A 24,388-nucleotide genomic window follows, 5' to 3' on the forward strand; every position below is an offset into this window, starting at 1 on the left:
GATAAACTTATCATCCCCTTTTGCTGATGGAGCTGCACATGAACCCATTCAAAGGCCGGCATTTTCAGCGTGACATCATTCTGTGGGCCGTACGCTGGTACTGCAAATACGGCATCAGTTACCGTGAGCTGCAGGAGATGCTGGCTGAACGCGGAGTGAATGTCGATCACTCCACGATTTACCGCTGGGTTCAGCGTTATGCGCCTGAAATGGAAAAACGGCTGCGCTGGTACTGGCGTAACCCTTCCGATCTTTGCCCGTGGCACATGGATGAAACCTACGTGAAGGTCAATGGCCGCTGGGCGTATCTGTACCGGGCCGTCGACAGCCGGGGCCGCACTGTCGATTTTTATCTCTCCTCCCGTCGTAACAGCAAAGCTGCATACCGGTTTCTGGGTAAAATCCTCAACAACGTGAAGAAGTGGCAGATCCCGCGATTCATCAACACGGATAAAGCGCCCGCCTATGGTCGCGCGCTTGCTCTGCTCAAACGCGAAGGCCGGTGCCCGTCTGACGTTGAACACCGACAGATTAAGTACCGGAACAACGTGATTGAATGCGATCATGGCAAACTGAAACGGATAATCGGCGCCACGCTGGGATTTAAATCCATGAAGACGGCTTACGCCACCATCAAAGGTATTGAGGTGATGCGTGCACTACGCAAAGGCCAGGCCTCAGCATTTTATTATGGTGATCCCCTGGGCGAAATGCGCCTGGTAAGCAGAGTTTTTGAAATGTAAGGCCTTTGAATAAGACAAAAGGCTGCCTCATCGCTAACTTTGCAACAGTGCCCACCGTTGAACGTCACATCCGGGGCAAATGGGCCTGCGACAGCTGCGAGACGTTGATCCAGGCACCGGTGCCACCGCAGGTGATCGACAAAGGCATCCCCACCGCTGGCCTGCTGGCCCAGGTGCTGGTGGCCAAGTATGCCGACCATCTGCCGCTGTACCGTCAGGAACGCATGTTCGGCCGTGCCGGCCTGGAAATCCCGCGCTCCACCCTGGCCGAATGGGTGGGTGCCTGTGGTGTGCAGTTGCAGCCGCTGGTGGATGCGTTGAGAAATACTCTGCTGGAACACAGTGTTCTGCATGCCGATGAAACCCCGGTCAGCATGCTGGCCCCGGGCAAGAAGAAAACCCACAAGGCCTACGTCTGGGCCTACTGCACCACACCGTTTGCCGACCTGAAGGCAGCTATTTACGACTTCGCACCCAGCCGTGCAGGCGAACACGCCCGAACCTTCCTGGGTGACTGGCGGGGCAAGCTGGTCTGTGATGATTACGCTGGCTACAAGGCCGGGTTCGGCAACGGCATTACCGAAATCGGCTGTATGGCCCACGCCCGGCGCAAGTTCTATGACCTGCACGAGGCCAACAAGAGCGAATTGGCGGCCAAGGCCTTGGAATACATCGGTGGACTCTACGAGATCGAGCGGGAAACCAAAGATCTGCCACCGGATATGCGGCGGGAAATCCGGCAAACCAAAGCCAAACCCCTTGCCGATGCGCTGCATCAGTGGATGCTGGCCCATCGCCAGAAAGTGCCGGATGGCTCCGGCACGGCCAAAGCCCTGGATTACAGCCTCAAACGTTGGGAAGCGCTGACGCGCTACCTGGACGATGGCGCTGTGCCCATCGACAACAACTGGGTGGAAAACCAGATCCGACCCTGGGCGCTGGGGCGCAGCAATTGGCTGTTTGCGGGTTCACTGCGCAGTGGTCAACGTGCGGCTGCGGTCATGACCCTAATACAGTCAGCGAAGCTGAATCGGCATGATCCCTATGCCTACCTGAAGGATGTGCTGACTCGCCTGCCGACACAGAAGAACAACGCCATCGACGAGCTATTGCCCCACAACTGGAAACCGGCCATACCTAACAAGGTGTAGGCCGGACGTGTATGGAGAGCCTTCTTCGAAAGCTGGACAAGGTGCCAACTCTAGACGGCAGGATATGCCCTGGGAGATCGATGAGAGAAAGAGGAGGCCATAAGTAGAAAATTTCCCAAGCGACTGGTGGCTCGCTAGGCATACGTGTCGTGTTACTCCTAAGTTATTAGACACACTAGATTTTCCGGGCTTTGCTGGGCTGCGGGTGTCGCAGGTGTATGCCGCACGGAGATCGCAGTTAAACCTGATACTAGGCCGGCTCATGCACTAGCCGGATGTCGATTTCTCTGTCGACATACTTCCACTCCACCGAGGCCCGGAGTTCGGCCAAAAGCCTGTTAAAGCCCGGCTCATCAGACGGGGAATATTCGAACCACGTCAAGAAGTCGAAGGGTTCGCTCTCGCCCAGGTCCCGACAATGGTGGAGACGACGGGCCACAGCAGGGAGATATTGGAGCCCAATGTGAATGTGACGGGACTGCTCCTCAAAAATCTTCCGGCGTTCGTCTTGAGCCAGTCCCCACCATGAGGGGTTTTTCCGGATAGGGATCAGGGCGGCACAGGTGGCCTCTGCTCGACCCAAACTTGGCTGCTTCGCCACGAGACGATCCTTCTCTTCACGCACGACATAACGCTCGTTACTCGTTATCCCGCGAAGAAGCCATTTGGTGCCCAAAGGCTGCGGCGAAACAGAGCCAGCGGCTACGTCGAGCCGGGGGATTCCAGGGAGAGGGGCTCCCGCCACGGCATCCATCCGAACAACGCGCCAAACACCCGTTTCTCCACCAGCGAACGTAAATAATCGTGTATTCATCAGTTTCCTCTCAGGCCTTTCGCCTATTTCTCAGCCAACGCAAAACCGGCATTGCCCGGCGCAACCACTGAAACAAATATAAAAGGTTCGGGGCCAGAGTTCATTGCACCATGTACCTGCCCAGGTTTTGCGATCGCAATATCTCCAGCTTTAAGATGAGTGACTATGCCGTTACCTTGATGATATTCGGCTTCACCTGAGATAACCGTCCAAGTATCTTGGCCGTGAGGATGTACATGGGAAGCTATTTCCTGCCCAGGGTGGGCGTGCCAAACAACGACGACAGAGTCATTGGTTTCCAGAACAACCGAACGAATCGGTTCGCCGTTAGACGGACGAACATATTCATCCACCGAAAAAATCCGCGATTCAGTTTCTGCTCTCATGTTCACACCCATTTAAAACTGATTGGACACGTACTCTAAACGCAACTGCGCCTGGACAGCACATGAAGATATGTACCTAAGCGCCCTTCGGGAAAACTATGCTCTGGCGCACAGAGACCGTCAATACTCCGTCGTGGGTAGGCATGACATAACGGGAGGAGACGGGCGACGCTTTGGTCATATGTACATGAGAAGGTGGCTCGCCCGCTCGGCAGGGTTGTTGTCGATGGGCAGGTGTCCCCCTTTCGATGTAGCGGATCAGCTTTAACCAGTTGCTCGCAAGGCAATTGATTGCTTGCCCAAGGCACTTTGACGACGTGACCTGGGGAGGGGTTTTGTCCAGCCTAGCTTTCAGTTGCTCCAGGAAAGCCTGGCTTTGCGACTGGCGCGTCTGGTATCGCTGGGCATCGCCCGCCTCTTCCATGTCGCGCTCGATGCCGTAGAGCTTGTTGATAAGAGTCAGTGCCATCTCCGCTCGGCCGATCTTGCCCTTGGATTGAGTTTTCTGATGAACTTGCGCCGCGCATGCCCAGCAACCTATACGCTCGACGCCTTTCTGCCTCCAGGAGGCGCTGCGGCACCTCCTGGGTACGGCTAGCGGTGTAATTGAACAGGATGACCGGAAGATTTGGTGGGCCACCGCGATCTCCTCAGTAGCTATAGCCAAACAGGTTGGGTATGAGAAGTTCAAGGGGGGGCGAGCAAAGCCCCCGTTCCAATTGATTCTCTATTCCACACAAATGGCGATATAAGCCGGCGGGTGATGACGACCCTGGAAGCTCTGGCATCGAGAGTGGATGTCTACTCCATCGACGAGGCGTTTCTGGATCTGACCGGAATCGACCGGGTGGTAAGCTTCGAGCCTTTTGGTCGGCAGGCGATTTGGCTCAAGGTGGAATCACCGGACGGTTACGATACAACGGTCAACGCTTGCGCCTGCTGTCGATTGACACCCCGGAAACCTACAAGCCCAGGTGCGACGCCGAGCTGACGAAGGGCCGCGAGGCAACCGCACGCCTCCGCGAACTGGTTGCCAACGCTCAGCGCATCGAGGTTGTCGATTCCGGCCAAGCCGACAAGTACGACCGCCGCCTTGTTCACCTGCTGATCGACGGGCGGGACGTGGGGCAAACCCTCATGGCCGAGGGGTTAGCCGTTGAGTGGAGGCCCGGCCCGAATGCGTGGAGGGAACGCCGTCGCCACTGGTGCGGATACTGATCGCTTTTCAGCTTGAGCCAGGAGCGCCCCGCCGCAGTGATCGGCACTTGTGTCGATCCGAGGAGGCGCAAGAGCCACAAGCCCCTGATAGGACCACGTAACGCGGCCATGCCACTAGAGCACGGCCGCTTTTTTCTTTTAAAAACAAAAATATAAAAAAATCCTGTTGCTTGAGCCGGTGGTATTGTGGGCAACTGCCGACCTGTTGGCAGGGTGGGGGCAACCGCTCGCGGTTGTCCCTGGCCTGTCAATGGGGAACCGCGAAGCGGTTAGGCAGGTATCCGGCTTGCCGGATTGTCCATAATTCCACGGGCTGTTTTCCCCAGGGCTACACGTTTTATATATGTTTTTTTTGTTTTAAAGAGTTTTAGGGAATCAGAAGGCAAAATTTACCTTCATTATCAGTTGCTTATAGAACCCCTCGGTGGGTAATAGACGGTTTCCGGTGGGTAATAGACGGGGTTGGGTGGGTAAACGACGGAACCGGGTGGGTAATAGACGGACTATCCACAGGCTGGATCGCCGGATCGATCCCCTCCCGTCTATTACACACCCGCCTTGCGCAAACCCTGACCAGTAGTCGCCTCGCGCTCCGTCTATTACACACCGCCGCGCTTAGTATTCGCCTGGGTCCAGTGGGGGGAGAACCCCGGAGCTGCTGACGACTTCCCCGCGTTGCGGACGCTCGACCGTCTCGCCGGGTTTCAGCGGATAGCGCCGCAGCACTCGCCCGTATTCTTCGCTCGCCCGCTTTGCTTCCACGCGCACGCGGCCAGACTCCGAGTTGACGCAGTTCAGGTAATTTTCTGTGGCACTGTTGCAAATAGTCGGTGGTGATAAACTTATCATCCCCTTTTGCTGATGGAGCTGCACATGAACCCATTCAAAGGCCGGCATTTTCAGCGTGACATCATTCTGTGGGCCGTACGCTGGTACTGCAAATACGGCATCAGTTACCGTGAGCTGCAGGAGATGCTGGCTGAACGCGGAGTGAATGTCGATCACTCCACGATTTACCGCTGGGTTCAGCGTTATGCGCCTGAAATGGAAAAACGGCTGCGCTGGTACTGGCGTAACCCTTCCGATCTTTGCCCGTGGCACATGGATGAAACCTACGTGAAGGTCAATGGCCGCTGGGCGTATCTGTACCGGGCCGTCGACAGCCGGGGCCGCACTGTCGATTTTTATCTCTCCTCCCGTCGTAACAGCAAAGCTGCATACCGGTTTCTGGGTAAAATCCTCAACAACGTGAAGAAGTGGCAGATCCCGCGATTCATCAACACGGATAAAGCGCCCGCCTATGGTCGCGCGCTTGCTCTGCTCAAACGCGAAGGCCGGTGCCCGTCTGACGTTGAACACCGACAGATTAAGTACCGGAACAACGTGATTGAATGCGATCATGGCAAACTGAAACGGATAATCGGCGCCACGCTGGGATTTAAATCCATGAAGACGGCTTACGCCACCATCAAAGGTATTGAGGTGATGCGTGCACTACGCAAAGGCCAGGCCTCAGCATTTTATTATGGTGATCCCCTGGGCGAAATGCGCCTGGTAAGCAGAGTTTTTGAAATGTAAGGCCTTTGAATAAGACAAAAGGCTGCCTCATCGCTAACTTTGCAACAGTGCCCGGCGGCGTTGCTCACGCTCCTGGCAGTGCTGGCCATCGCCCGCAGGCAGCCGAGGCGCGCCAACCAGGCCAAGGCGGCCCCCCGTTCTCCGAGCACGCCGATGATAACCGGATCTCTCGATACGATGATATGCATGGAGAAGCGGGCGCAGGGCGTGCGGGATTAGCGCGGCACGGCGCCTGCACGAACCGCGGGGTCAGGCGATGATAGCTGTTACGCGAATTTCGATACGCATGGTTGGAAGCCCCAGCGCTTCGATTCCCAACTGCGTCCAGATTGGAGCGCGGTCGGGCATGTAGTGGCGATACAGCTTGGCCATTGTTTCGTTGATCACGGGAGGGAATCCACCGACGTGATAGGAATTGACGTGGACCACATGCGGCCAGCGTGCTCCGGCGGTCGCGAGCGTCCGTTCCACGTTCTTGAACGCCTGCTCGATCTCTTCCTCAATCGACTCCGGAATGACGAGATCGTCGTTCCATCCGCCCTGTCCGGAGATCTCCACGCGGTCACCAATGCGCATTGCCTGAGAATAATGAAGCGCGTCATGCAGGCGCGTCCCGTATCCGGGGGTGATGAAGAATGAAGGTGTTGTCATGAGTTTGCCTTTGATGAGCCAGGTCAACGCGGCTGCAAGTGACCGTATGCATGCAGAAAGAGATGCAGGGCGTTCGGCACTAGCGCGCCGGCTGCGGTGGAGGGCTTTATTCCACGTCTTCTACGGTGAGGTCCCGGCCGTTGAACTGCACGGTCTCCCCGGCTCGGGCACCCTCGATCGCTTCGAAGATCGGCGCCATCGTGGAAATGCCCATGAGCTCACGCCCCTGACAGGTAAACTTGCTCGTTGACACCGCGATCACAAAGTGGCGGCCGGACAGCTTGACGACAGCGCCTTCGTTGACGGCCAACTTGGGGCCGAAATCGATCGTCCTGAGCTTTTCGAGTTTATTGGCGTAGTCATGGAGCGTGTCATCGAGCGCTTCAGCGAAGTCGCTCGCGACCTCGGCCTGAGCTAGTTCGTCGTTTTCGATCGGTTCGCTCCGATCGAGCCGAGCGGTAGAGACATAGTCCAGGTAGTTTTCGCGAGCGCTGTGCAACGCTGCTGTCTCCAGCAAGAGCATAGTTTCTCGTATGTGGTCCTTGTTCCAGTCCATAATCACCTCCTAATTTTCGATGTTCTTAAAGTTCAGCCTGCAGATGTGTGGGCCAGGAAGGCCAGCCTTTCCGGCTAAGCGACACCGCTATTCGTCGCTGATGACGTCTTCGCCCTGGTATGGAACCCTGATCAGCCGAGGATCTCGAATGATGCTCGTGACGAGCCAGACATATTCCTGCTCGGCGGTATCGAAGCCGAGGATGCTGAAGGATTGGCCGAAAGGGCATGGCGGGAAGTCTGGAAAGCCCTCGCGCAGAACGTAACGCTCGGGATCGCTGTGAAACTCGCTCTTGTAGACTTTCCGTAGTCCGTGCTTGCTCGGCGCGTCCTGGTCACCTGCCGGTGCTGTTTCCCGATGCGCCACAAGGCGCTCGGACAAGTCGCGGGGGCAGATTTCGTGGAACACGTCGAAGGCGTCGATCAACAGGCCTTTATGCTCTGTCGCCGGATCGGTGATCGCGTAGATGTTGGAGGCATCTTCGCCGTCGTCCCCGCTCTCGAGGCGCAACGCCGCATCGACGCGAATGCTGCATGCATCGAGGGTTGACCCTAGTTCGAGATCGACGAGATTGCCGTCCTTGACGCGGTATTCGCGGTCATAGCCTTTGGCGATGAATGACTGGACTGCTTCTAGAACGTCGGTCACCTGGGAGGTCATGGAAGCACCTTCATCTTGAACTGGATTGGACACGCTCGCGCACAAAGCGCGCTGTGACTCGGCGGACGGAGAAGCTCGCGAAGTGCGTTACTCATAGCCACTTGGCCTTCTTGAAGCGCATGAACAGGAGAAGGCAGAACACCGCTATCACTCCGAGCACGACGAAGTAGCCATATGGCGTGTCCAGTTCCGGCATGTGCTTGAAGTTCATGCCATATATTCCGGCGATCGCCGTCGGGACCGTCAAGATCGCCGCCCAGGCCGCGAGCTGGCGAGTGACCACACCGATCCTTTGCGCTTCCAGAAGGCTGCTGGCCTCGAAGACCGTGGACAGGACAAGCAGGAGGCCGTCGACCATGGACTGCACGCGGTGGACATGGTCCGCGACGTCGTGGAAATATGGTGTCATTTCGGCGCTGATGCAGGGAAAGTGGCCGCGAACGAGCTTTCGCACCAGCTCGGCCATAGCCCCGAGCGTGCGCTGGAACCGCGTGAGTTCGGACCTTAGTTCGAAGATTCGCGCCACCTCTTCTGGCCCGAGGAAATCGTGCAGCGACCGTCGCTCCATCGCCAGGACGTCGTCCTCGATCATTTCGAAGATGGGCAGATACTGGTCGACCACTCGGTGCAAGATCGCGTGCAGCACATAGTCGACACCCTTGCCGAACTGCGTCGGCGATGCCTCGAGTTGCTCCCGAAGTTTGCCCAGCGCTCCGGCATTGCCGTGCCGCACGGTGATAAGGTGATTGTGACCGGTGAAGATCGCCATCTTGCCGTAGCTGATCCGGTCGCCGACCAGCTCGGCGGTCTGGGCGACGACGTACAACTCATCGTTGTAGACCTCGAGCTTGGGCGGGCACAGCGGGTGCATGGCGTTGTCGATCGCCAAAGGATGGAGGTTATACGTCGTCTGGATCGCGCTGAGTTCGTCTGCGGTGGGCTCGCTAAGCGCGATCCAGCAGAAGCCCGAGCGATTCTCGTTTAGTTCGACGTGCTCATCGAGCCTGATTTCACGGACTCGCTTACCTTCGTTGTAATAATATGCGGCGATAATGGTCATGCAGGCCTCGCAGGAATTCGCAGGCCACGCTGTACAGCCGGTCGCGCCAGCCCGCGTTCGAGCCATGCCTGCACGTTCGAATAGCTGCTTAGGCCGAGGATGTCGCCCGCTGCGTAGAATTCGACCAGCGCATTCACCCAGCCAAACGTCGCAATGTCCGCGATCGAGTAATCATCGACAATCCATTCGCGGCCCTCCAGCCGGTGATCCAGGACCCCGAGAAGACGCCTGGATTCATCAACAAAGCGCTGCCGAGGTCGCTTGTCCTCATAGTCCTTGCCGGCAAATCGCAGGAAAAAGCCTAGCTGTCCGAAGGTCGGCCCAACGCCCGACACCTGAAAGAACACCCAGGCCAGAGTCTCGTACCGCTGGGCGGGTGTTGTTGAGATGAGCTGCCCCGTCTTGTCGGCCAGATAGATGAGGATCGCACCGGTTTCCCATATGCCAATGGGCTGGCCGTCAGGGCCAGCCGGATCGATGATCGCGGGTATGCGGCCGTTGGGATTCAACGACACGAACGCTGGATCCTTCGACTCGTTGTTCGAGATGTCGACGAAGTGGGGCTCATACGGCAGGCCAGTCTCCTCCAGCATCATCGAGACCTTGACGCCGTTGGGCGTGGGGGCCGCGTATAGTTGCAAGCGATCCGGATAAGATGCTGGCCAGCGCTGCGTGATGGGAAAGGAGGAGAGGTCTGTCATATCTGGATCCTGGCACTGCGACGGCGGCTGAATGGAATGATCTGCTTCAAGGCCGGGTTCGACGACCGCGTCGATTGACGCGGTCGTCGGAGGTTGCGAACCGGATCGGCGCGGCACTAACGGCAGCGAAGCCTATTCCGCTGCAGCCCCGGCCGCAGGGCTCACATCGCCGGCCTCATGCCGCTTTGGAAGAACCCAGTCGGGACGGACGAAGTGGCAGGTGTAGCCGCCCGGCCGCTTCTCCAGATAATCCTGGTGATCGGGCTCGGCCTCCCAGAACTCGCCGACCGGCTGGACCTCGGTCACCACTTTGCCATCCCACAGCCCCGAGGCATCCACATCGGCGATCGTATCCTCGGCGACGCGCTTCTGCTCCTCGTCGACATAATAGATGCCCGACCGGTAGGAGAGCCCACGATCATTGCCCTGGCGGTTCAGCGTCGTCGGATCGTGGATCTGGAAGAAGAATTCCAGGATGTGCCGGTAGCTCGTCACTGTCGGGTCGAAGACAATCTCGATCCCCTCGGCATGCGTGCCGTGATTACGATACGTGGCGTTCGGAATATCGCCGCCCGTGTAACCCACACGGGTCGAGATGATGCCGGGCCGCTTGCGGATCAGATCCTGCATGCCCCAGAAACATCCTCCTGCGAGAACAGCGCGCTGATGCATGTTAAGCCTCCTCTACTTGATCGAGATATTCACCGTATCCCTCGGACTCCATCTCGTCGCGCGGGATGAAGCGAAGGGACGCAGAGTTGATGCAGTAGCGCAGACCGCCGCGGTCGGAAGGACCGTCCGGGAAAACGTGGCCCAGATGGCTGTCGGCGTGTACCGACCTGACCTCCGTCCGGACCATGCCGTGTGCACTGTCCCGCACCTCGTTCACGTTTGCCGGAACGATCGGCTTGGTGAAGCTGGGCCAGCCAGTACCCGAATCGAACTTGTCCGTTGAAGCGAACAGCGGCTCTCCCGACACTATGTCGACGTAGATGCCAGGCTCCTTGTTGTCGTTGTGCTCACCCGTGAAGGGCCTTTCGGTCCCCGAATCCTGGGTAATCCGGCGTTGCTCGGGGGTCAGGCGGTCAACTGCTGCCTGTGACTTCTCAAACTTCATGATAGTCTCCAATAATTAATCTAGAGAGCTCGACACACTGTCATTTATCTTTGCAGTCATTGCGCCGACTATAGCATGCGCCCCAGATTTATCCAATACGCTGCGCGTATAGTTTCCATAGCGCCGAAGCTCTTCACGTCGTGATTCAGTTCCACTCATACCGGGCTGCCAGCTGCGCGATGTTCCGTATCTCGACCGTTGCCGTGGAGCCGGATACTGTCGCGATCACGACTTCGCGCTCCAAGACAAATCCGTCGATCGGCCGAGTGACGAGGCCTTGCACGGTCGGCGATCGTTCCGGAAGAATGCATATGGCGTGGCCGTCAGCGACGACCCGTTGCACCCAGTCCTCGCGATCTGATCGAAAGCGAGGTCGCATGAGCAAGTCCCGTCGCGCGAAGTGATCGAGGATCCGATCGCGAAACTCGCATTTCAGGCGATCGACGAAAGGAAACTCGAGCAGGTCTTCGCCGCGCACGATCTCGTTGGCAGCCAAGGGATGGTTTGCAGAACAGCCGAGCACGAAGCGCTCCCGAAATAGAGGATGCACATCCAGCTTGCGTTCCGGTCTTGTTTCACGCGGCATGATGCACGCGTGGTATTTTCCTGAAAGCACCTCCGATGTGTCCTCGTTCGACTGGAGCGAGTGCAGCTTGATTTCGATGGATGGCATCTCCGCCAATGCGCTCTCGAAGAATGCCGTAAATTCCTTTGGTCCGACGGTGGGCGCGACGGCGACATCCAGCACGCGGTGCCCCCCCATCGCCCAGTGCTCCGAGTGATTGCGAACGCTCTTCATCGCGACCACCATGCGCCGGAATTCTGCCTCGACGTCATGGCCAAGGCCAGTCAGGCGGCTGTTCTTCCCGTCGCGATAGATCAGCGGCCCGCCAAGCTCATCTTCCAAGCGGCGGATCGCGCGGGTCAGACTTGGCTGTGACACACCGCTCAAGCGAGCGGCCGCTGTGAAATTCAGCGTCTCGGCCAAGTTGATGAAATAGCTGACTTGATTGAGTTCCATAGTCCTTTGGCCCACGCGCCTGACTGATACCTCTTCCGTGAGACCGCCTTTGGAACGCAGGTCGCAGAAGTATGCTTGGCGCATATAATCATGATATAGGGGCTTGTCTATATGCGCCAGACATATAAATGATAGCCTGAGATGACGATTACCGGTTGGCGGTGCGCTCCGCTCAGCTCCGTCGAAGGTTCTGAGAGCGCAACCGCCAAGCCGCGTGCTGGAGGTTTGATGGACATGGCAGGAAGATCATTTACGTTTGTCAGTGGGGCTGGCTCTCCGCTGTCCGGGCACCTCGAACCGCCGGAAGGGACGCCGCGGGGCTGGGCGATCTTCGCCCACTGCTTCACGTGCGGGAAAGACAGTCGCGCCGCTGTTCACATCTCGCGCGCGCTGTCGCGTGCGGGCATCGGGGTCTTGAGGTTCGATTTCGCCGGGACCGGGATCGGCGGTGGGACGGGAGAACCTGTGAACTTCGCGTCGGACGTCGAGGACCTTCGGGCCGCCGCAAATGCGATGGCGGCGGCGGGCATGTCACCGTCCCTCCTCGTCGGGCACAGCCTGGGTGGCACCGCTGCGATCGTAGCCGCCGCCGACATGCCTGATATTGCGGCGGTAGCGACGATTGGTGCGCCGGCCGACCTTCAGCATATCTTGCGCCTCTTCGGACCGAATGATCTGGACACCATCGCGAGCGAGGGCGAGGCCTCGGTGGAGATTGCCGGTAGGCCCTTCCTCATTCGCCGAGGGTTCCTTGAGGCGGTTGAGGGGATCGACGTCGAGAAGGCCATTGCCTCCCTGCGACGGCCGGTGCTGGTCATGCACTCTCCGCTGGATCAGGTGGTCGGCATCGACCACGCGTCGCGCATCTTCGTCGCGTCCAGGCACCCTAAAAGCTTCATCTCGCTCGACAACGCGGATCACCTTCTCACCGACGTCGCGGACGCGAACTACGCCGCGGCCATGGTGGCGGTTTGGGCGAGCCGCTTTCTCCCACCACTCAGCGCGGATCTTCCGCAGGTCGAGGTTGCGGAGGGCGTCGTCTCCACCGAAACTCTTGCAGGGACGTTCCAGCTCAAGGTCCGCAGCGGCGAGCACACTCTGTTCGCCGACGAGCCAGCATCGGTCGGTGGCCTCGGGACCGGACTATCTCCCTACGAACTCGTATCTGCCGGCCTCGCAGCCTGCACGGTGATGACGATGCGTCTCTATGCGAACCGCAAGGGCTTTCCGCTCGAACGGGCGAGCACGACCGTGCAGCACGAGAAGGTGCCGGACATGATGCCACCCGACCGGTTCACCCGCACCATTGTCCTCGATGGGCCGCTGAGTGATGATCAGCGCGCTCGGATCCTCGCGATCGCTGATCGGTGTCCCGTCGATCTGAGTCTCATCCGGGGTTCGGACGTGCAGACCGAGCTCTTGAGCGCCAGTCAGGCTGCGGATCCCGCGAGGCTGGCTTGACCGTGGCGCACACGGAGGAGGGCGAACGGACTGTGAGCCAATCGCCTACCGGCAATAGGGCGGCCGCGACAGAGCGAGCAATTCTCGCAGGCGGCTGCTTCTGGGGCATGGAGGATTTGCTGCGCCGAGCCAGGGGAGTCATTTCGACGCGTGTCGGTTACACAGGCGGAGAAATGCCTGATCCGACCTACGCGAGACATTACGGCCATGCGGAAGCAGTGGAAGTGACCTTCGACCCTTCCGTTCTCGCCTATCGCTCGCTCTTGGAACTCTTCTTCCAGATACATGACCCCACGACCTACGAGCAACAAGGCAGCGATGTCGGTCCGAGCTATCGATCGGCGATTTTCTACACCACCGAAGTGCAGAAGGAAGTCGCCCTCACAACCATCGCGGAAATCGAGGCATCAGGAAGCTGGCCAGGCCCGGTCGTGTCGGAGATCAACCCAGAAGAACCCTTTTGGGAGGCGGAGCCAGAGCACCAAGAATACCTGGTGCGCTATCCTGGGGGCTATAGCTGCCACTTCGTGCGCCCGACCTAGCGGTTGGACCGCTCAGACGAACGCCCAGCTGTAATACTTGACAGAAAGAGTTGATGATGACCGAAACCGTGACTAATCAGGCCGCCTGGCAGAAAGCGCCGGGGCAGCCACTGAGGATCGGTGTCACCGCTCTGCCGCATCTGGCGGCGAACGAGATATTGATCCGCAACGCGGCCATCGCGATCAACCCACTCGACTGGATTCTGCAGGACGTCGCGCTTTTGCCATGGCTCGACTATCCCGCGATTCTCGGCAGCGACGTCTCCGGTGAGGTCGCGGCGGTCGGTGGCGCGGTCGAGCGGTTCAAGGTCGGCGATCGAGTCATCGGACAGGCGGTCGGGACAACCGTAAATCAACCTGCGCAGGGTGCGTTCCAGCACCACACGATCGTGCTGGACCACATGGCGGCGCCGATCCCCAACAACATTGCCTTCGCTGATGCGGCAGTCCTCCCGCTTGGCCTTGGCACCGCCGCAAGCGGGCTCTACGGACGGACACAGTTGGCTCTCGCGCCACCGTTACACTCGCCGACCGCGCGTCCAGAGGTCGTTCTGGTCTGGGGTGGATCGTCGAGCGTTGGCTGCAACGCCATCCAGCTCGCGGTGGCGTCGGGCTACAGGTGCGTCGCCACCGCTTCGGCGCGCAACGTCGGCCTGTTGAAGGAGCTGGGTGCAAGCGAGGTTCTTGACCACTCGAGTCCAGCCATCGTGGAAGACGTGATTGAGGCAATGCGCGGGCGCAGTCTCGCTGGAACGCTTCACGCGACCGGTCACATGAAAGACTGTTTTGCCGTAGTTGCGAGATGCGAGGGCTCGCGCCGGGTGGCAGCGACGCTGGCCCCGCCCGACGAGCGTTCATTTGGAGTCGAGGCGACGCACATCTCCGGGACGAGCCTCAAGGATGACGAGGTTGGTCCAATGATCTACCGCGAATTCCTGCCGCAGGCTCTCGCGGCGCGCACGTTCGTCCCCGCCCCTCCGGCGAAGATCGTGGGCCAGGGCCTTGAAATGCTCCAGGCTGCCTTGGAAGCCCTGAAGGCGGGTGTATCCGCAGCGAAAATCGTCGTTACCCTGCCTTGAGTGACCAGCCAGGCGGTTTTTCGCGTTCGCAGTCTGAGGTGGCCCGCACTTTGCCGATTGGGAAGCTCTACCGGGAAAACGCGTTTGGGACGCGCGCTGCGCTCCTGCCGGAGCATGCGTTCCCGAAACCTGTTCCCGACTGCTTTTCCCCGAAACTACCTATCGGACATAGAGAAATGGGAATGCAGCGAGTGGTTTGAACGGCCGCTTCCGAAACCGCGTTCCGATCAATTGAGCGGCTAAAAGTGGGGCGATCACCGACATATTAGAATGAGACCGCCATGCCCGATCGGCCGGCTTGACGCGTAGCCAAAAGAATGCGGCTGATGGTAGGCTCGCTGACATTATGAAGCCCCGCCATCTGAGCAGCGTTGAGCTGCCGCAATTGCGAGTCTCCTACGCGTCGTCGTTCTTCTCGCGGTCCACACCTCGCTCATGCAATTCGGCATCGACGGGGCAGTTCGTGCAGCCCTCGTAGCAGCACAAGCGGCAGATGCGGTATGACTGCTCGAGGTTTTCCAAGCGATTTCGGAGAACGCGTTCAGCGATGTCCGATAAGGTTTTCAGTTCGTCTGGATTAAGGATCGATAGCCCTTCGGCAATCACTTGATCGCGCGAGGCCAGGACCTCGTCGCTCGCGACCTTGCCAGTTGGAGTAAGATAGAGGGATCGCGCGCGCCCGTCTGTCGAATGCTCCCTACGCTCGATCAATCCCTCGCTTACCAATCTATCCACCAGGCGAACAGTTCCAGCATGTGAAAAGCCCACCCCGATCGCAAGCATACGGATCGAGAGCCCGGGCTTGTGCGCGAGCAACGCCAGCGCTGAGGCGGCGGGTCCAGCTTCCGGCGCCCGCGATGAACTAGCGCGAACGATGTCGTCGCTGATCATGAGTGCGAACGCCCCGAAAATGTTTCGATCTCGAGGTCCATCCATTGCCACATCTATATGTGCGCGGAGCATAGACAGCAAGCCATACCGTGGTCCTCTTCCTCCGCGCGGCTTGTGGAAAATGTCCTGTTTTAGAAGGGTTTCGGAGGATTTCGACTGATCGAGCGCGCCGAAAAAAACGGGTCCGGCTCGTTAAGGCCGCGGAACCGTTGATACCTGGCGGCTATAGGGCAAGCCTTTTCGCTCGGAATCGCCGTAGGTCGCGCCCGAGAATCACTCCGCGTCAGCGCTGTCATCCAGGCCGCGCAGGTGCAGATCAGCGAGACCTAGCTTGCCCCCGGCGTCGCACTTCCATCGTGTCACCGCGCGCGATCACGATTGTATCAATCCCATTGAGGAACAGTCCGTGCTCCACGACGTCGGGGATTGCGGCGAAACGGGCGAAGACCGCGTCGCCATGCAGCTGAGCGCCTCCGGGCTCGATATCGCGACGGAGCATCCATGCCCCGCGGAGGTTCTGCAGGATTTGCACGCCCGCCGTCACGAGAGGACCACAGTCACGAGAGCACAAGCGCCCCTCTGTGGCGGACCGAAGCACGCAGCAGCACGAGGGACGCCGCTAGCAGAACTGCGTCCTTCAGTAGAAACTGCCCTGGTGCAGCCGAAATCGCAGGAAAGCCGCCGGCAGTCTGCTCCGCGACACCTGGAGTGGTGATGAAAAAGGTCAGCGTGATCAGATAGGTCGCTGCTGACATTAGTGCGCCTAGCGCAGAGAAGAGTGGACGAAATGCACCAAGGATCAGAACGAGACCGGTCGATAACTCGATAACGCCGATGAAATAGCTTTGCCCCTGCGTCCCGAACATGCCGAGCCAATTCATGATCGGGCTGTGTTCGATAAACGGGGCGATACCATAGGCCTCGTACGCTGTGAACTTCATCGCGCCGAACCACAGAAATACGATCACGAGAGCCCATCTAAGCAGGCCAAGATCCCTCCGACCGTGCTCGGGGACAAGAAATTCATAACGGTCGAAAATGCTCATCTAAAATTCCTCAACAGTGGTCCCGTGGGAACGTCACGAACGTCGTCTACGTGCTTCGGGCAGGCGTTGCAGTATATGCGCGACGCATATACCATATACTAATAAGCGAGATATGTCGAGCGGCTGGCTCGCGCTTCGCTGCCTCACGAAGCCATCCTCATCGGCGATGCCTTTACCCAGCAAACGCGCGACCTTTGCGGGATTTTGACTTGATGGGGCTGGCGCTCCGGGTGGGCCTATAGCCCGTTGGCAAACGTCCAGCCTGTACGGATGGACGCGGCCCTGGACGAGATAACCATGCCCACCGAAATCGTAGCAGCGATCGGCGAAGGCGCGCTCGCTTATCGAGAGAGCGGCATTCTCTCACTGGCAGATGGCAGAGTATTCTCCGCGTGCCGGCAGTATCGCTATCGCTTGAGCGAGGACAGTGTTGTCGTCGAGTTCGCAGACGGACCTCATATCGGGACGCAGTTCCTCAGCTTGAGTTTCTCGCGGACGGATACCGGGTTGGAAGCGAGTGGCGTCTATGCCTGCGGAGACGACACCTACCATGCAACCTACAGGATTCTGGGGCCGGCGGCCTTTGAAGTGGTCATCATGGTCCAAGGGCCTGCAAAGGCATACGAGCTAGTCAGCCGATATTCCCGGTCGGGATAAATGCTCATGTCAGGAGGGCAAGTCCTCTGTTGCCCTTATCATGGCCGTGAAAGGCAGCGCCGGAATAACTTACCACGCGCTGCAAATCCGAAGACGATTGTCGTCGTCATCAGAAGGTAGGCGACTATCCCACCAGGTGAAAGAGTCGGAACCGCTGCGAGGATCAACCCATCATTCCCGCCGGGTATGAGCGCGATGCCGATACCCATCAATGTGCCGCCGACGACAGATCGCAGAATGCCATTGGCTGTCGGCAGTTGGAGACGCAGATTGCCTTGGCGAAAGGAGGCGGTTAGGGCGCCTGCGATCGAAGAGATCACCGCAGTGAGCGCGACCTCGCCGGCCGGGGACATTCTGAGAGGAAGGGCGCGTTGAATCACGTCTGCGAAGGTCCAGGCCGGCGAGAGTGCATATAGAAGTCCGCCAGTGATACCGAGTCCAATCATCGAAGCGCCGAACGACCAACCCGGCTTTGTTCGCAGAACGCTCTTCGTGGAAACGAAAACGAGTGCCAGCACGAGCACAACTAGGAAGGCTAGGAGAGTAACGAGGCCTGTTGCGCTCGGTTTGGAGATTAAGCTTGGCCATGTTGAATCGTAGCCGAACCTGCCATGGTCGGCAGCCAAGATACCAATCGTTAATCCCAAGGGTAGAGCTAGAAGTCGCATCTCCCCATCCCCAAGCCGCGCCAGCGATCCGAGCAGGCATGTGTCATTAATGAGTGCGCCGAGGCCGAAGGCGATGGCGCCGATGAGCAGGAGGAAATTGATGCTGGTCGAGGGTGCGAGTGTTGCGCCCAGTGTTCCCGTCCAGACTATCGGGACCGCAACCAGGCCTGCCGCTGCCGACGCTGCGAGAAATCCGACGAACATTTTCGGCGGCTGTCTTCTGTGTAACTCATGAGCGGCCACCACTAAACAGGTTCCGCCTTGGTTCGCCGCATATCCGAACCCGAAGGCAAGTACGCATAGAAGAAGTTCGAGCGCAAACGATCCCATTATTTCAAGCCTGCCTGATCATATCGTCAGCCTTCTGATGCGACGTTCCAGCGTGGCGAGCGCCCCGGCTTAGCTTTACCACGGGAAGGCGCGATCCTGCTGTAGCCGCACAGATGGCAAAGGCTGACCGAGCCATCTTTGTCGAAGCCGTTTGCCACAAGGAGCCGCTCCGACAGCATGCCTAGAATGTCGAGGTCATTGGGCGACAGGGGCGAAATACATTCGGAGATCACCTGCTCCCGTGCCTTGAGCAAGGCGTCCGTTATCTTCTTCCCCGAATTGGTGAGGTGAATGAAGCGCGCCCGCCTGTCGGTGATTTGTCTTCGTCGTTCCACCAACTGTTCGCGCTCGAGCCTATCGATCAATCGCACCGTCCCGGCATGAGAAAGCCCGATCGAGGTAGCCAAAACGCTGATCGGCAGTCCGGGCTCCATGCTGAGTAACACCATCACGGCGGTCCCCGGGCCGCTTGGTGAAAACGAGGCCGAGACACTGGCGATGCTGTCTGCAACGGCCAACGCGAGTGCACCTAAATGGTACTTGGCGACCTCAGGCTCCATACCGCAAGAATATATGCTTCGCGCATAGACTTCAAGCGTGTGAAAATGTATGACCGCCGCATGCATCTATGACAGATTCGGACATGGTCATGCTCATTGAGGGGCTCAGCTCGGATTCCACATCTGAGATCAACGGACGTGCTCGTTCCCCAGGCGCTAGCGGGGGTGGGCTCGATGAAAGTGGACGTGCATGGGTGCCGCTCACCGGGCGCAGGCGGTTCGCCGATGAGACCGCCGGTATGATCGGACGGGTCTCATGCCCGACCTGACTCTTGATCTCCGATACCTGAAGTACGCCGTTCAGGTCGCCGAGGCCGGCAGCTTCCGCCGAGCGGCGGAGCGCCTATCGATATCGCAATCCACCGTCAGCCGACGTGTGCAGCTGTTTGAGCGCCAACTTGGCTTTTCTCTCTTCAAGCGTACGCGAGCGGGGGCAGGGCTGACTCCAGAAGGTGAGCGCTTCCTTCAACAAGCGGTGGTGGGAGCGCGCTACCTTCGTAACGCCGCAACGGAGATCCGCTCCGCGCGGAAACTCAAGACCGGGCTCGTGAGGTTTGGAATGCTTGAAGCGTTCCCGGCGTGCCCGATCATCAACATTCTCTCGGCATTCAGAAATAGACATCCGACGATCGAGGTAAAGCTTGAGGAAGGCACTTCAGAAGAAAACACTTTGGGGGTGAAGCGCGGATTACTGGACGCAGCAATCAGCCTGAGTGCGAGCAAGAGCCCTCAGTTCCAAGTTCGACGTCTCTGCGAACCAGATCTGTTCGTGGCATTGTCCCCGCTTCACGAGTTGGCAGCACGGCCACAGCTGTCGTGGGAGGACGTTTGTGACGAAGTCTTCCTCGTTCGCTCGGATGGCGCTGGGCGTGAGCTCGCTGGCATACTCCGGCGCATGGTGGGCGCCGGAGACGGAGCGGTTCAACTCTCGATCCAACAAGTCAGCCGAGAAACCCTGCTGACGATGGTCGAACAGGGCTTCGGCTTGACCATCACCAGCGTGATCTACCGGCCGGATATCGCGTTGATCCCGCTCCCATCGGCGCGGGCGCCGACGGCCGCTATAATTTCTTCCAGTGACAACGACAACCCGACTCTGCCGGGCACTGTTGCAAAGTTAGCGATGAGGCAGCCTTTTGTCTTATTCAAAGGCCTTACATTTCAAAAACTCTGCTTACCAGGCGCATTTCGCCCAGGGGATCACCATAATAAAATGCTGAGGCCTGGCCTTTGCGTAGTGCACGCATCACCTCAATACCTTTGATGGTGGCGTAAGCCGTCTTCATGGATTTAAATCCCAGCGTGGCGCCGATTATCCGTTTCAGTTTGCCATGATCGCATTCAATCACGTTGTTCCGGTACTTAATCTGTCGGTGTTCAACGTCAGACGGGCACCGGCCTTCGCGTTTGAGCAGAGCAAGCGCGCGACCATAGGCGGGCGCTTTATCCGTGTTGATGAATCGCGGGATCTGCCACTTCTTCACGTTGTTGAGGATTTTACCCAGAAACCGGTATGCAGCTTTGCTGTTACGACGGGAGGAGAGATAAAAATCGACAGTGCGGCCCCGGCTGTCGACGGCCCGGTACAGATACGCCCAGCGGCCATTGACCTTCACGTAGGTTTCATCCATGTGCCACGGGCAAAGATCGGAAGGGTTACGCCAGTACCAGCGCAGCCGTTTTTCCATTTCAGGCGCATAACGCTGAACCCAGCGGTAAATCGTGGAGTGATCGACATTCACTCCGCGTTCAGCCAGCATCTCCTGCAGCTCACGGTAACTGATGCCGTATTTGCAGTACCAGCGTACGGCCCACAGAATGATGTCACGCTGAAAATGCCGGCCTTTGAATGGGTTCATGTGCAGCTCCATCAGCAAAAGGGGATGATAAGTTTATCACCACCGACTATTTGCAACAGTGCCCGTAAAATTATGGCGGCCGCCAGGGCAACCTCAAGGCAGGAACGCGCAAAATCGGTTCTGGCACAGCTAAAAATCAAAGCACCTGACAGGTTCAGCGATCCGAAATGGGTGGCTAATCTTGATGTCGGGTACTCCGCCAGTCAGTTAAAGATGATTGCGGTGCTTTGTAAAAGCCACCGGATCACCTTTAATTCCGGGGATTTTAAAATCAACACCCGCAAGGCTAACGTTGTAGATCAAATACGGCTTCTGGAACCCTGGCAGTATTTCAATATGAGGGACGCTATCCCTAAAAGCCGGCATAAGCAGTTTGATGCCTGGTTTGCTGCAAAGAGAACAAAATAAGCAAGTCATGTAGTTCTTATGTAATACATAAGAACTACATGTAGGCCACCGTAATCAGCGAGGACTGAAACCGACGTCAGCGAGTGATTTCTGCAGTGCCTGGATGGCATCTTTCATCACCCATGTTTCATCATCGTCGACGGCACAGGCCCGCATTTCTGACCAGGTTAAGCGCTTAACAAATTGTGCCAGCGCCATTGCCTGGCTGTCAGTTAACTCAGTGGTCACGGTAACAGTGGGCATTAGTTGCACTCCTTTTTGTAAGCCAGAAAGATTACTTATGTAATTCTTGTGTATTACAAGTATTCCTTAATCATCTCCAGCATTTTTTCCGGTCCGGCTTCCCGGGCCAGGTACAGAGCTGCACGCAGCACGGTTGAGTCGGTGATAGTTTTTGTCGTGAGATCCTGAATTTCATCAACCAGTTCGCTGCACATCACTTTTTCCGCTGGTGTCATACGGATGGTTTTGGGGTTTTCGCTGGTCGTTCTGTTGCGGTTGACCTTGACGTTAGAAAGGCGGGTTTTCGCCTCTCCCTGTGTGGTTTCAGGTTTGACCATTGCGGGACGCGCGAGAGGGCCTTTAGCCATTTATGCAGCCTCGTTTGATAAGAGAGTTTCAAGTTCACGCATCAGCGCACGGTAATCGTTCAGGGCGAGGGACCCTTTGTTGTAATACCAGAGCGGGACGCAGGCAACCTGTGCCTGGGAGATGTTCTCATCAGCCCGGATACGGGTTTCCAGGTAGTTATCACGGGTTCGCTCGTTGGAAGCCAGTTGCTCATGAAGATAGGTGTTCATCTTCTTCTTGGCACCATTGTACTCATTGCGGAATACGCTGAACCGGGTAAAGCGGGTTTCACGTATCTCATCGAGATAGTCCAGTACAACATCCAGCCCGGTCAGAGCAAAGCTGCCGCCATCAACGGGAATAAGCACATGGTCCGCGGTATAGGCAGCGTTCGTGGTGGACAGGTTCAGACCTGGAGAACAGTCGATGAGGATATAATCGAATTTATCCATCACCGACTGCAGATGGCGGGACAGTATTTTTTCCCGATGGTGCCGGGTCAGGCAGTTTTCCATGACGCGTTCAAACGACGGATCTGACGGAATGATATAAAGGTTATCGATCACCTCTTCACCACTGACGGCCGGGATAATTGCATCAAAAATACTGAACCGCGGGTTGTTATATAAATCGCAGATGGTGTGGCCATACTGCGCGTAGTATTTTTTCCCGTTAGCCATCACCTCAGTCGAGTTGGCCTGCTGGTCTCCGTCGATAAGCAATACCCGACGCCCGGCATGTGCGAGGCTCATGGCGAGGTTGGTGATCGTGGAGGTTTTACCGGCACCACCCTTGTTATTCATGATGGCAATGATGCGGGCCACGGTGTTAACCAGCGGTGTCAGCTGAGATTGCACTGGAATTTCAGACATGAGAACTCCTCTCTCAATGAAATACAGGTGTATTACGTTTGCGACAATAGAGTATCGCCGTGTGTGATTACTATAGCATTACAAATGTAATACACAAGTATTTTTACTGAATTACGCAAGTATTCCATTTCATGCGTCAGATCCTTGACGACTGAGGGCAGCACGGGGTGTATCAGCAGCGCTGTTTTCAATGCCGGGAAATATCGCTGACGTTCTCTTCAGGCGGTGAGGCGCGACCTGGTGCATTGAATGTGATGGTGATGATTTTTCTGGCCAGCCCCTCATCGGAAAGGGCATCATCCACACTGACATCACGAATCAGTGGACTTTCCTCTTCTATATGTTGGGCAATATCCCGCAGCCACTCTGCCAGCATTTCTCTGTCCATCTTTCTCCGCTCCGGTTTTTTACAGTCAGCATCAACATACCACACCAGGAAAAGTGAAGTCTGCGTGGTGTGGTTAAAAGATAACCGTTTTGTCAGGCGTGCTGTCATCCGTGCTGGTAGCGACCTGCGCAGAATACCCTCACTTTATACACAGGATTGCCCACCGAAATTGTGGACAGCAACGATGAAAATACGATGTCGCTGCGCTCCTCATTAATACCGCTCTGCTGTGAACGCCGTGCCGCTACTGTAGCCGGGCCGCTTCGAATGCAAGGGTTCGCTACGCCGGTGTCCTCACCCGGTCGCAGTTAATTTCAAAGGCATTACCCGCTGTCTTCCCGTCGTTTTCCGTCTCAATTTTCGCCGTCAAACCGTCCAGCCAGCGTGGGCTTTTTCACTGCGCTGCGGCTTGCGGCACCGCCCCTGCATTCTCCGCTTTTCGCCCGGCTGTCGTATCGGCACGGCGTAACTGGCGCCGCATTTGAGAAAGGAGAACTACCATGTCCCGATTTATCCAGGGTAATTGCGTCCATATCATGTCCGGCTTTCCGGATAATGCTGTCGATTTCATACTGACTGACCCGCCATATCTCGTCGGTTTTCGTGACCGTCAGGGGCGTACCATCGCCGGCGATAAAACCGATGAATGGCTGCAACCCGCCTGCCATGAGATGTATCGCGTCCTCAAAAAAGACGCGCTGATGGTGAGCTTCTACGGCTGGAACCGCGTCGATCGCTTTATGGCCGCGTGGAAAAAGGCCGGGTTCAGCGTCGTCGGCCACCTGGTGTTTACCAAAACCTACTCGTCCAAATCCGCGTATGTCGGCTACCGCCACGAATGCGCCTATATCCTGGCGAAAGGCCGTCCGCCCCTGCCGCAGAATCCGCTGCCGGACGTGCTGGGCTGGAAGTATTCCGGCAACCGCCACCACCCGACCGAAAAACCCGTGACCAGCCTGCAACCGCTGATTGAGTCTTTCACACATCCCGGCGCGATAGTCATGGACCCGTTTGCCGGCAGCGGTTCCACCTGCGTAGCGGCGCTCCAGTCTGGCCGTCGCTACATCGGTATCGAACTGCTTGAGCAGTACCACCGGGCCGGGCAGCAGCGTCTGGCCGCCGTCCGGCGCGCCATGCAGTACCCGGCCGCTAACGACGAGTTCCCGGAGGCCGCGTAATGAACTATGCAGGACACGAAAAACTCCGCGCAGAAGTGGCGGAAATCGCCAACAACATGTGTGACCTGCGGGCGACGCTGAACGGGATGGAGCACCGCTATCGCTTTGACTCCGATGTGCTGGCCGAACGCCTGACCCGTCAGACCCTTTTTCGCATCAATGCCCTGTTTATGGCGGCGTACAACGAAATTCTTGAGCTGGATGCCTGCTTTAAGGACTAAGG

Annotated in this window: 31 protein-coding genes and 2 pseudogenes; 12 read left to right on the top strand and 21 right to left on the bottom strand. The window is 57.6% G+C overall.

Translation table 11 applies throughout. From position 1 onward, the window contains the following. Positions 1–38 precede the first annotated feature (38 nt). Together AC0XWG_RS25285 and tnpC are read left to right on the top strand one after the other, a co-directional pair. Positions 39–743, top strand: a complete 705-nt coding sequence (locus AC0XWG_RS25285) for an IS6-like element IS26 family transposase (RefSeq protein ID WP_001067855.1) — start codon at positions 39–41, stop codon at positions 741–743. A gap of 53 nt (positions 744–796) precedes the next feature. Next, a pseudogene (gene tnpC, locus AC0XWG_RS25290) lies at positions 797–1,894 on the top strand (IS66 family transposase); the annotation flags it as partial. Between the two features lie 250 nt (positions 1,895–2,144). Here tnpC and AC0XWG_RS25295 read toward each other — a convergent pair. From AC0XWG_RS25295 to AC0XWG_RS25305, 3 genes and pseudogenes are all read right to left on the bottom strand, one after another. Then, positions 2,145–2,708: a chlorite dismutase family protein gene (locus AC0XWG_RS25295; RefSeq protein ID WP_001097412.1), complete on the bottom strand. Its 564-nt coding sequence runs from the start codon at positions 2,706–2,708 to the stop codon at positions 2,145–2,147. A 23-nt stretch (positions 2,709–2,731) separates the two neighbouring features. After that, on the bottom strand, positions 2,732–3,106 hold the full coding sequence (locus tag AC0XWG_RS25300) for a cupin domain-containing protein (protein ID WP_001348195.1): 375 nt from the start codon (positions 3,104–3,106) through the stop codon (positions 2,732–2,734). A gap of 189 nt (positions 3,107–3,295) precedes the next feature. Further along, positions 3,296–3,732 (bottom strand): annotated as a pseudogene (locus AC0XWG_RS25305) (IS66 family transposase); the annotation flags it as partial. A 292-nt stretch (positions 3,733–4,024) separates the two neighbouring features. Here AC0XWG_RS25305 and AC0XWG_RS25310 point away from each other — a divergent pair. Continuing rightward, a complete protein-coding gene (locus AC0XWG_RS25310) occupies positions 4,025–4,312 on the top strand; it encodes a thermonuclease family protein (protein WP_009486461.1) in 288 nt (95 codons plus the stop codon). A gap of 615 nt (positions 4,313–4,927) precedes the next feature. Here AC0XWG_RS25310 and AC0XWG_RS25315 read toward each other — a convergent pair. Further along, positions 4,928–5,161: a hypothetical protein gene (locus AC0XWG_RS25315; RefSeq protein WP_000624775.1), complete on the bottom strand. Its 234-nt coding sequence runs from the start codon at positions 5,159–5,161 to the stop codon at positions 4,928–4,930. 24 nt (positions 5,162–5,185) lie between these two features. On the opposite strand from AC0XWG_RS25315, the gene AC0XWG_RS25320 reads away from it, so the two are divergent. Next, complete coding sequence (locus AC0XWG_RS25320; protein ID WP_001067855.1) at positions 5,186–5,890, top strand: IS6-like element IS26 family transposase; 705 nt, start codon at positions 5,186–5,188, stop codon at positions 5,888–5,890. Between the two features lie 249 nt (positions 5,891–6,139). On the opposite strand, the gene AC0XWG_RS25325 is transcribed toward AC0XWG_RS25320, so the two are convergent. The 8 genes from AC0XWG_RS25325 to AC0XWG_RS25360 all read right to left on the bottom strand — a co-directional run bounded on the left by AC0XWG_RS25325 (position 6,140) and on the right by AC0XWG_RS25360 (position 11,656). Continuing rightward, positions 6,140–6,541: a RidA family protein gene (locus AC0XWG_RS25325; protein ID WP_004099044.1), complete on the bottom strand. Its 402-nt coding sequence runs from the start codon at positions 6,539–6,541 to the stop codon at positions 6,140–6,142. 106 nt (positions 6,542–6,647) lie between these two features. Continuing rightward, positions 6,648–7,097, bottom strand: a complete 450-nt coding sequence (locus AC0XWG_RS25330; RefSeq protein WP_004099042.1) for a hypothetical protein — start codon at positions 7,095–7,097, stop codon at positions 6,648–6,650. Positions 7,098–7,184: 87 nt separating this feature from the next. Then, positions 7,185–7,757 carry a hypothetical protein gene (locus tag AC0XWG_RS25335; RefSeq protein WP_004099040.1) on the bottom strand — a complete coding sequence of 191 codons (573 nt, stop codon included), beginning with the start codon at positions 7,755–7,757 and terminating at the stop codon, positions 7,185–7,187. A gap of 91 nt (positions 7,758–7,848) precedes the next feature. Continuing rightward, positions 7,849–8,817: a magnesium and cobalt transport protein CorA gene (locus AC0XWG_RS25340; protein WP_002118270.1), complete on the bottom strand. Its 969-nt coding sequence runs from the start codon at positions 8,815–8,817 to the stop codon at positions 7,849–7,851. Then, positions 8,814–9,518, bottom strand: a complete 705-nt coding sequence (locus tag AC0XWG_RS25345) for a glutathione S-transferase N-terminal domain-containing protein (RefSeq protein ID WP_004099038.1) — start codon at positions 9,516–9,518, stop codon at positions 8,814–8,816. The genes AC0XWG_RS25340 and AC0XWG_RS25345 overlap by 4 nt, the downstream gene beginning before the upstream one ends. A gap of 132 nt (positions 9,519–9,650) precedes the next feature. Continuing rightward, positions 9,651–10,190: a peptide-methionine (S)-S-oxide reductase MsrA gene (gene msrA / locus AC0XWG_RS25350; protein WP_004099036.1), complete on the bottom strand. Its 540-nt coding sequence runs from the start codon at positions 10,188–10,190 to the stop codon at positions 9,651–9,653. A gap of 1 nt (position 10,191) precedes the next feature. Continuing rightward, positions 10,192–10,635: a peptide-methionine (R)-S-oxide reductase MsrB gene (gene msrB, locus AC0XWG_RS25355; protein ID WP_004099035.1), complete on the bottom strand. Its 444-nt coding sequence runs from the start codon at positions 10,633–10,635 to the stop codon at positions 10,192–10,194. Between the two features lie 145 nt (positions 10,636–10,780). Then, positions 10,781–11,656: a LysR family transcriptional regulator gene (locus AC0XWG_RS25360; RefSeq protein ID WP_011191349.1), complete on the bottom strand. Its 876-nt coding sequence runs from the start codon at positions 11,654–11,656 to the stop codon at positions 10,781–10,783. Positions 11,657–11,884: 228 nt separating this feature from the next. On the opposite strand from AC0XWG_RS25360, the gene AC0XWG_RS25365 reads away from it, so the two are divergent. From AC0XWG_RS25365 to AC0XWG_RS25375, 3 genes are read left to right on the top strand one after another with little or no spacing between them, the layout of a single operon-like run. After that, on the top strand, positions 11,885–13,117 hold the full coding sequence (locus AC0XWG_RS25365) for a bifunctional alpha/beta hydrolase/OsmC family protein (RefSeq protein WP_004357650.1): 1,233 nt from the start codon (positions 11,885–11,887) through the stop codon (positions 13,115–13,117). A gap of 32 nt (positions 13,118–13,149) precedes the next feature. Next, the gene (gene msrA / locus AC0XWG_RS25370; protein WP_227536979.1) at positions 13,150–13,659 is read left to right on the top strand and encodes a peptide-methionine (S)-S-oxide reductase MsrA; all 510 of its coding nucleotides are present in this window, start codon (positions 13,150–13,152) and stop codon (positions 13,657–13,659) included. A gap of 53 nt (positions 13,660–13,712) precedes the next feature. Then, positions 13,713–14,738, top strand: coding sequence for a zinc-binding alcohol dehydrogenase family protein (locus AC0XWG_RS25375; RefSeq protein WP_004357654.1), 1,026 nt, complete (start codon positions 13,713–13,715; stop codon positions 14,736–14,738). Positions 14,739–15,134: 396 nt separating this feature from the next. On the opposite strand, the gene AC0XWG_RS25380 is transcribed toward AC0XWG_RS25375, so the two are convergent. Further along, complete coding sequence (locus tag AC0XWG_RS25380; RefSeq protein ID WP_475681172.1) at positions 15,135–15,629, bottom strand: MarR family winged helix-turn-helix transcriptional regulator; 495 nt, start codon at positions 15,627–15,629, stop codon at positions 15,135–15,137. 557 nt (positions 15,630–16,186) lie between these two features. Next, the gene (locus tag AC0XWG_RS25385; RefSeq protein WP_004099027.1) at positions 16,187–16,675 is read right to left on the bottom strand and encodes a YkgB family protein; all 489 of its coding nucleotides are present in this window, start codon (positions 16,673–16,675) and stop codon (positions 16,187–16,189) included. 297 nt (positions 16,676–16,972) lie between these two features. Between AC0XWG_RS25385 and AC0XWG_RS25390 the strand changes: the two genes are divergently transcribed. Further along, entirely contained in the window at positions 16,973–17,332 is a 360-nt protein-coding gene (locus AC0XWG_RS25390) for a DUF6314 family protein (protein WP_166479491.1), read from the top strand. A 38-nt stretch (positions 17,333–17,370) separates the two neighbouring features. Here the strand turns inward: AC0XWG_RS25390 and AC0XWG_RS25395 are convergent, their stop codons facing one another. Together AC0XWG_RS25395 and AC0XWG_RS25400 are read right to left on the bottom strand one after the other, a co-directional pair. After that, complete coding sequence (locus tag AC0XWG_RS25395; protein ID WP_004099025.1) at positions 17,371–18,330, bottom strand: YeeE/YedE thiosulfate transporter family protein; 960 nt, start codon at positions 18,328–18,330, stop codon at positions 17,371–17,373. A 26-nt stretch (positions 18,331–18,356) separates the two neighbouring features. Next, positions 18,357–18,779 carry a MarR family winged helix-turn-helix transcriptional regulator gene (locus tag AC0XWG_RS25400; RefSeq protein ID WP_223296479.1) on the bottom strand — a complete coding sequence of 141 codons (423 nt, stop codon included), beginning with the start codon at positions 18,777–18,779 and terminating at the stop codon, positions 18,357–18,359. A gap of 367 nt (positions 18,780–19,146) precedes the next feature. On the opposite strand from AC0XWG_RS25400, the gene AC0XWG_RS25405 reads away from it, so the two are divergent. Then, positions 19,147–20,154, top strand: a complete 1,008-nt coding sequence (locus AC0XWG_RS25405; RefSeq protein ID WP_326979402.1) for a LysR family transcriptional regulator — start codon at positions 19,147–19,149, stop codon at positions 20,152–20,154. Here the strand turns inward: AC0XWG_RS25405 and AC0XWG_RS25410 are convergent. After that, on the bottom strand, positions 20,045–20,749 hold the full coding sequence (locus AC0XWG_RS25410; RefSeq protein ID WP_001067855.1) for an IS6-like element IS26 family transposase: 705 nt from the start codon (positions 20,747–20,749) through the stop codon (positions 20,045–20,047). The genes AC0XWG_RS25405 and AC0XWG_RS25410 overlap by 110 nt on opposite strands. On the opposite strand from AC0XWG_RS25410, the gene AC0XWG_RS25415 reads away from it, so the two are divergent. Further along, positions 20,726–21,157, top strand: a complete 432-nt coding sequence (locus AC0XWG_RS25415) for a hypothetical protein (protein ID WP_475681173.1) — start codon at positions 20,726–20,728, stop codon at positions 21,155–21,157. The genes AC0XWG_RS25410 and AC0XWG_RS25415 overlap by 24 nt on opposite strands. A gap of 54 nt (positions 21,158–21,211) precedes the next feature. Here the strand turns inward: AC0XWG_RS25415 and AC0XWG_RS25420 are convergent, their stop codons facing one another. From AC0XWG_RS25420 to AC0XWG_RS25435, 4 genes are all read right to left on the bottom strand, one after another. Then, positions 21,212–21,400 carry a DUF7706 family protein gene (locus tag AC0XWG_RS25420; protein ID WP_025760327.1) on the bottom strand — a complete coding sequence of 63 codons (189 nt, stop codon included), beginning with the start codon at positions 21,398–21,400 and terminating at the stop codon, positions 21,212–21,214. A gap of 53 nt (positions 21,401–21,453) precedes the next feature. After that, complete coding sequence (locus AC0XWG_RS25425; RefSeq protein ID WP_025760326.1) at positions 21,454–21,747, bottom strand: hypothetical protein; 294 nt, start codon at positions 21,745–21,747, stop codon at positions 21,454–21,456. Continuing rightward, a complete protein-coding gene (locus AC0XWG_RS25430) occupies positions 21,748–22,599 on the bottom strand; it encodes a ParA family protein (protein WP_045265524.1) in 852 nt (283 codons plus the stop codon). 187 nt (positions 22,600–22,786) lie between these two features. Continuing rightward, on the bottom strand, positions 22,787–22,987 hold the full coding sequence (locus AC0XWG_RS25435) for a hypothetical protein (RefSeq protein WP_025760324.1): 201 nt from the start codon (positions 22,985–22,987) through the stop codon (positions 22,787–22,789). A 500-nt stretch (positions 22,988–23,487) separates the two neighbouring features. Between AC0XWG_RS25435 and AC0XWG_RS25440 the strand changes: the two genes are divergently transcribed. Both AC0XWG_RS25440 and AC0XWG_RS25445 read left to right on the top strand, forming a co-directional pair. Further along, the gene (locus AC0XWG_RS25440; RefSeq protein ID WP_045911951.1) at positions 23,488–24,165 is read left to right on the top strand and encodes a DNA methylase; all 678 of its coding nucleotides are present in this window, start codon (positions 23,488–23,490) and stop codon (positions 24,163–24,165) included. Continuing rightward, positions 24,165–24,386, top strand: a complete 222-nt coding sequence (locus AC0XWG_RS25445) for a hypothetical protein (RefSeq protein ID WP_060446819.1) — start codon at positions 24,165–24,167, stop codon at positions 24,384–24,386. Before AC0XWG_RS25440 ends, AC0XWG_RS25445 begins: the two co-directional genes overlap by 1 nt. The last annotated feature ends 2 nt before the right edge of the window (positions 24,387–24,388 follow it).

This window comes from Enterobacter sp. DVT3837 (assembly GCF_056238685.1).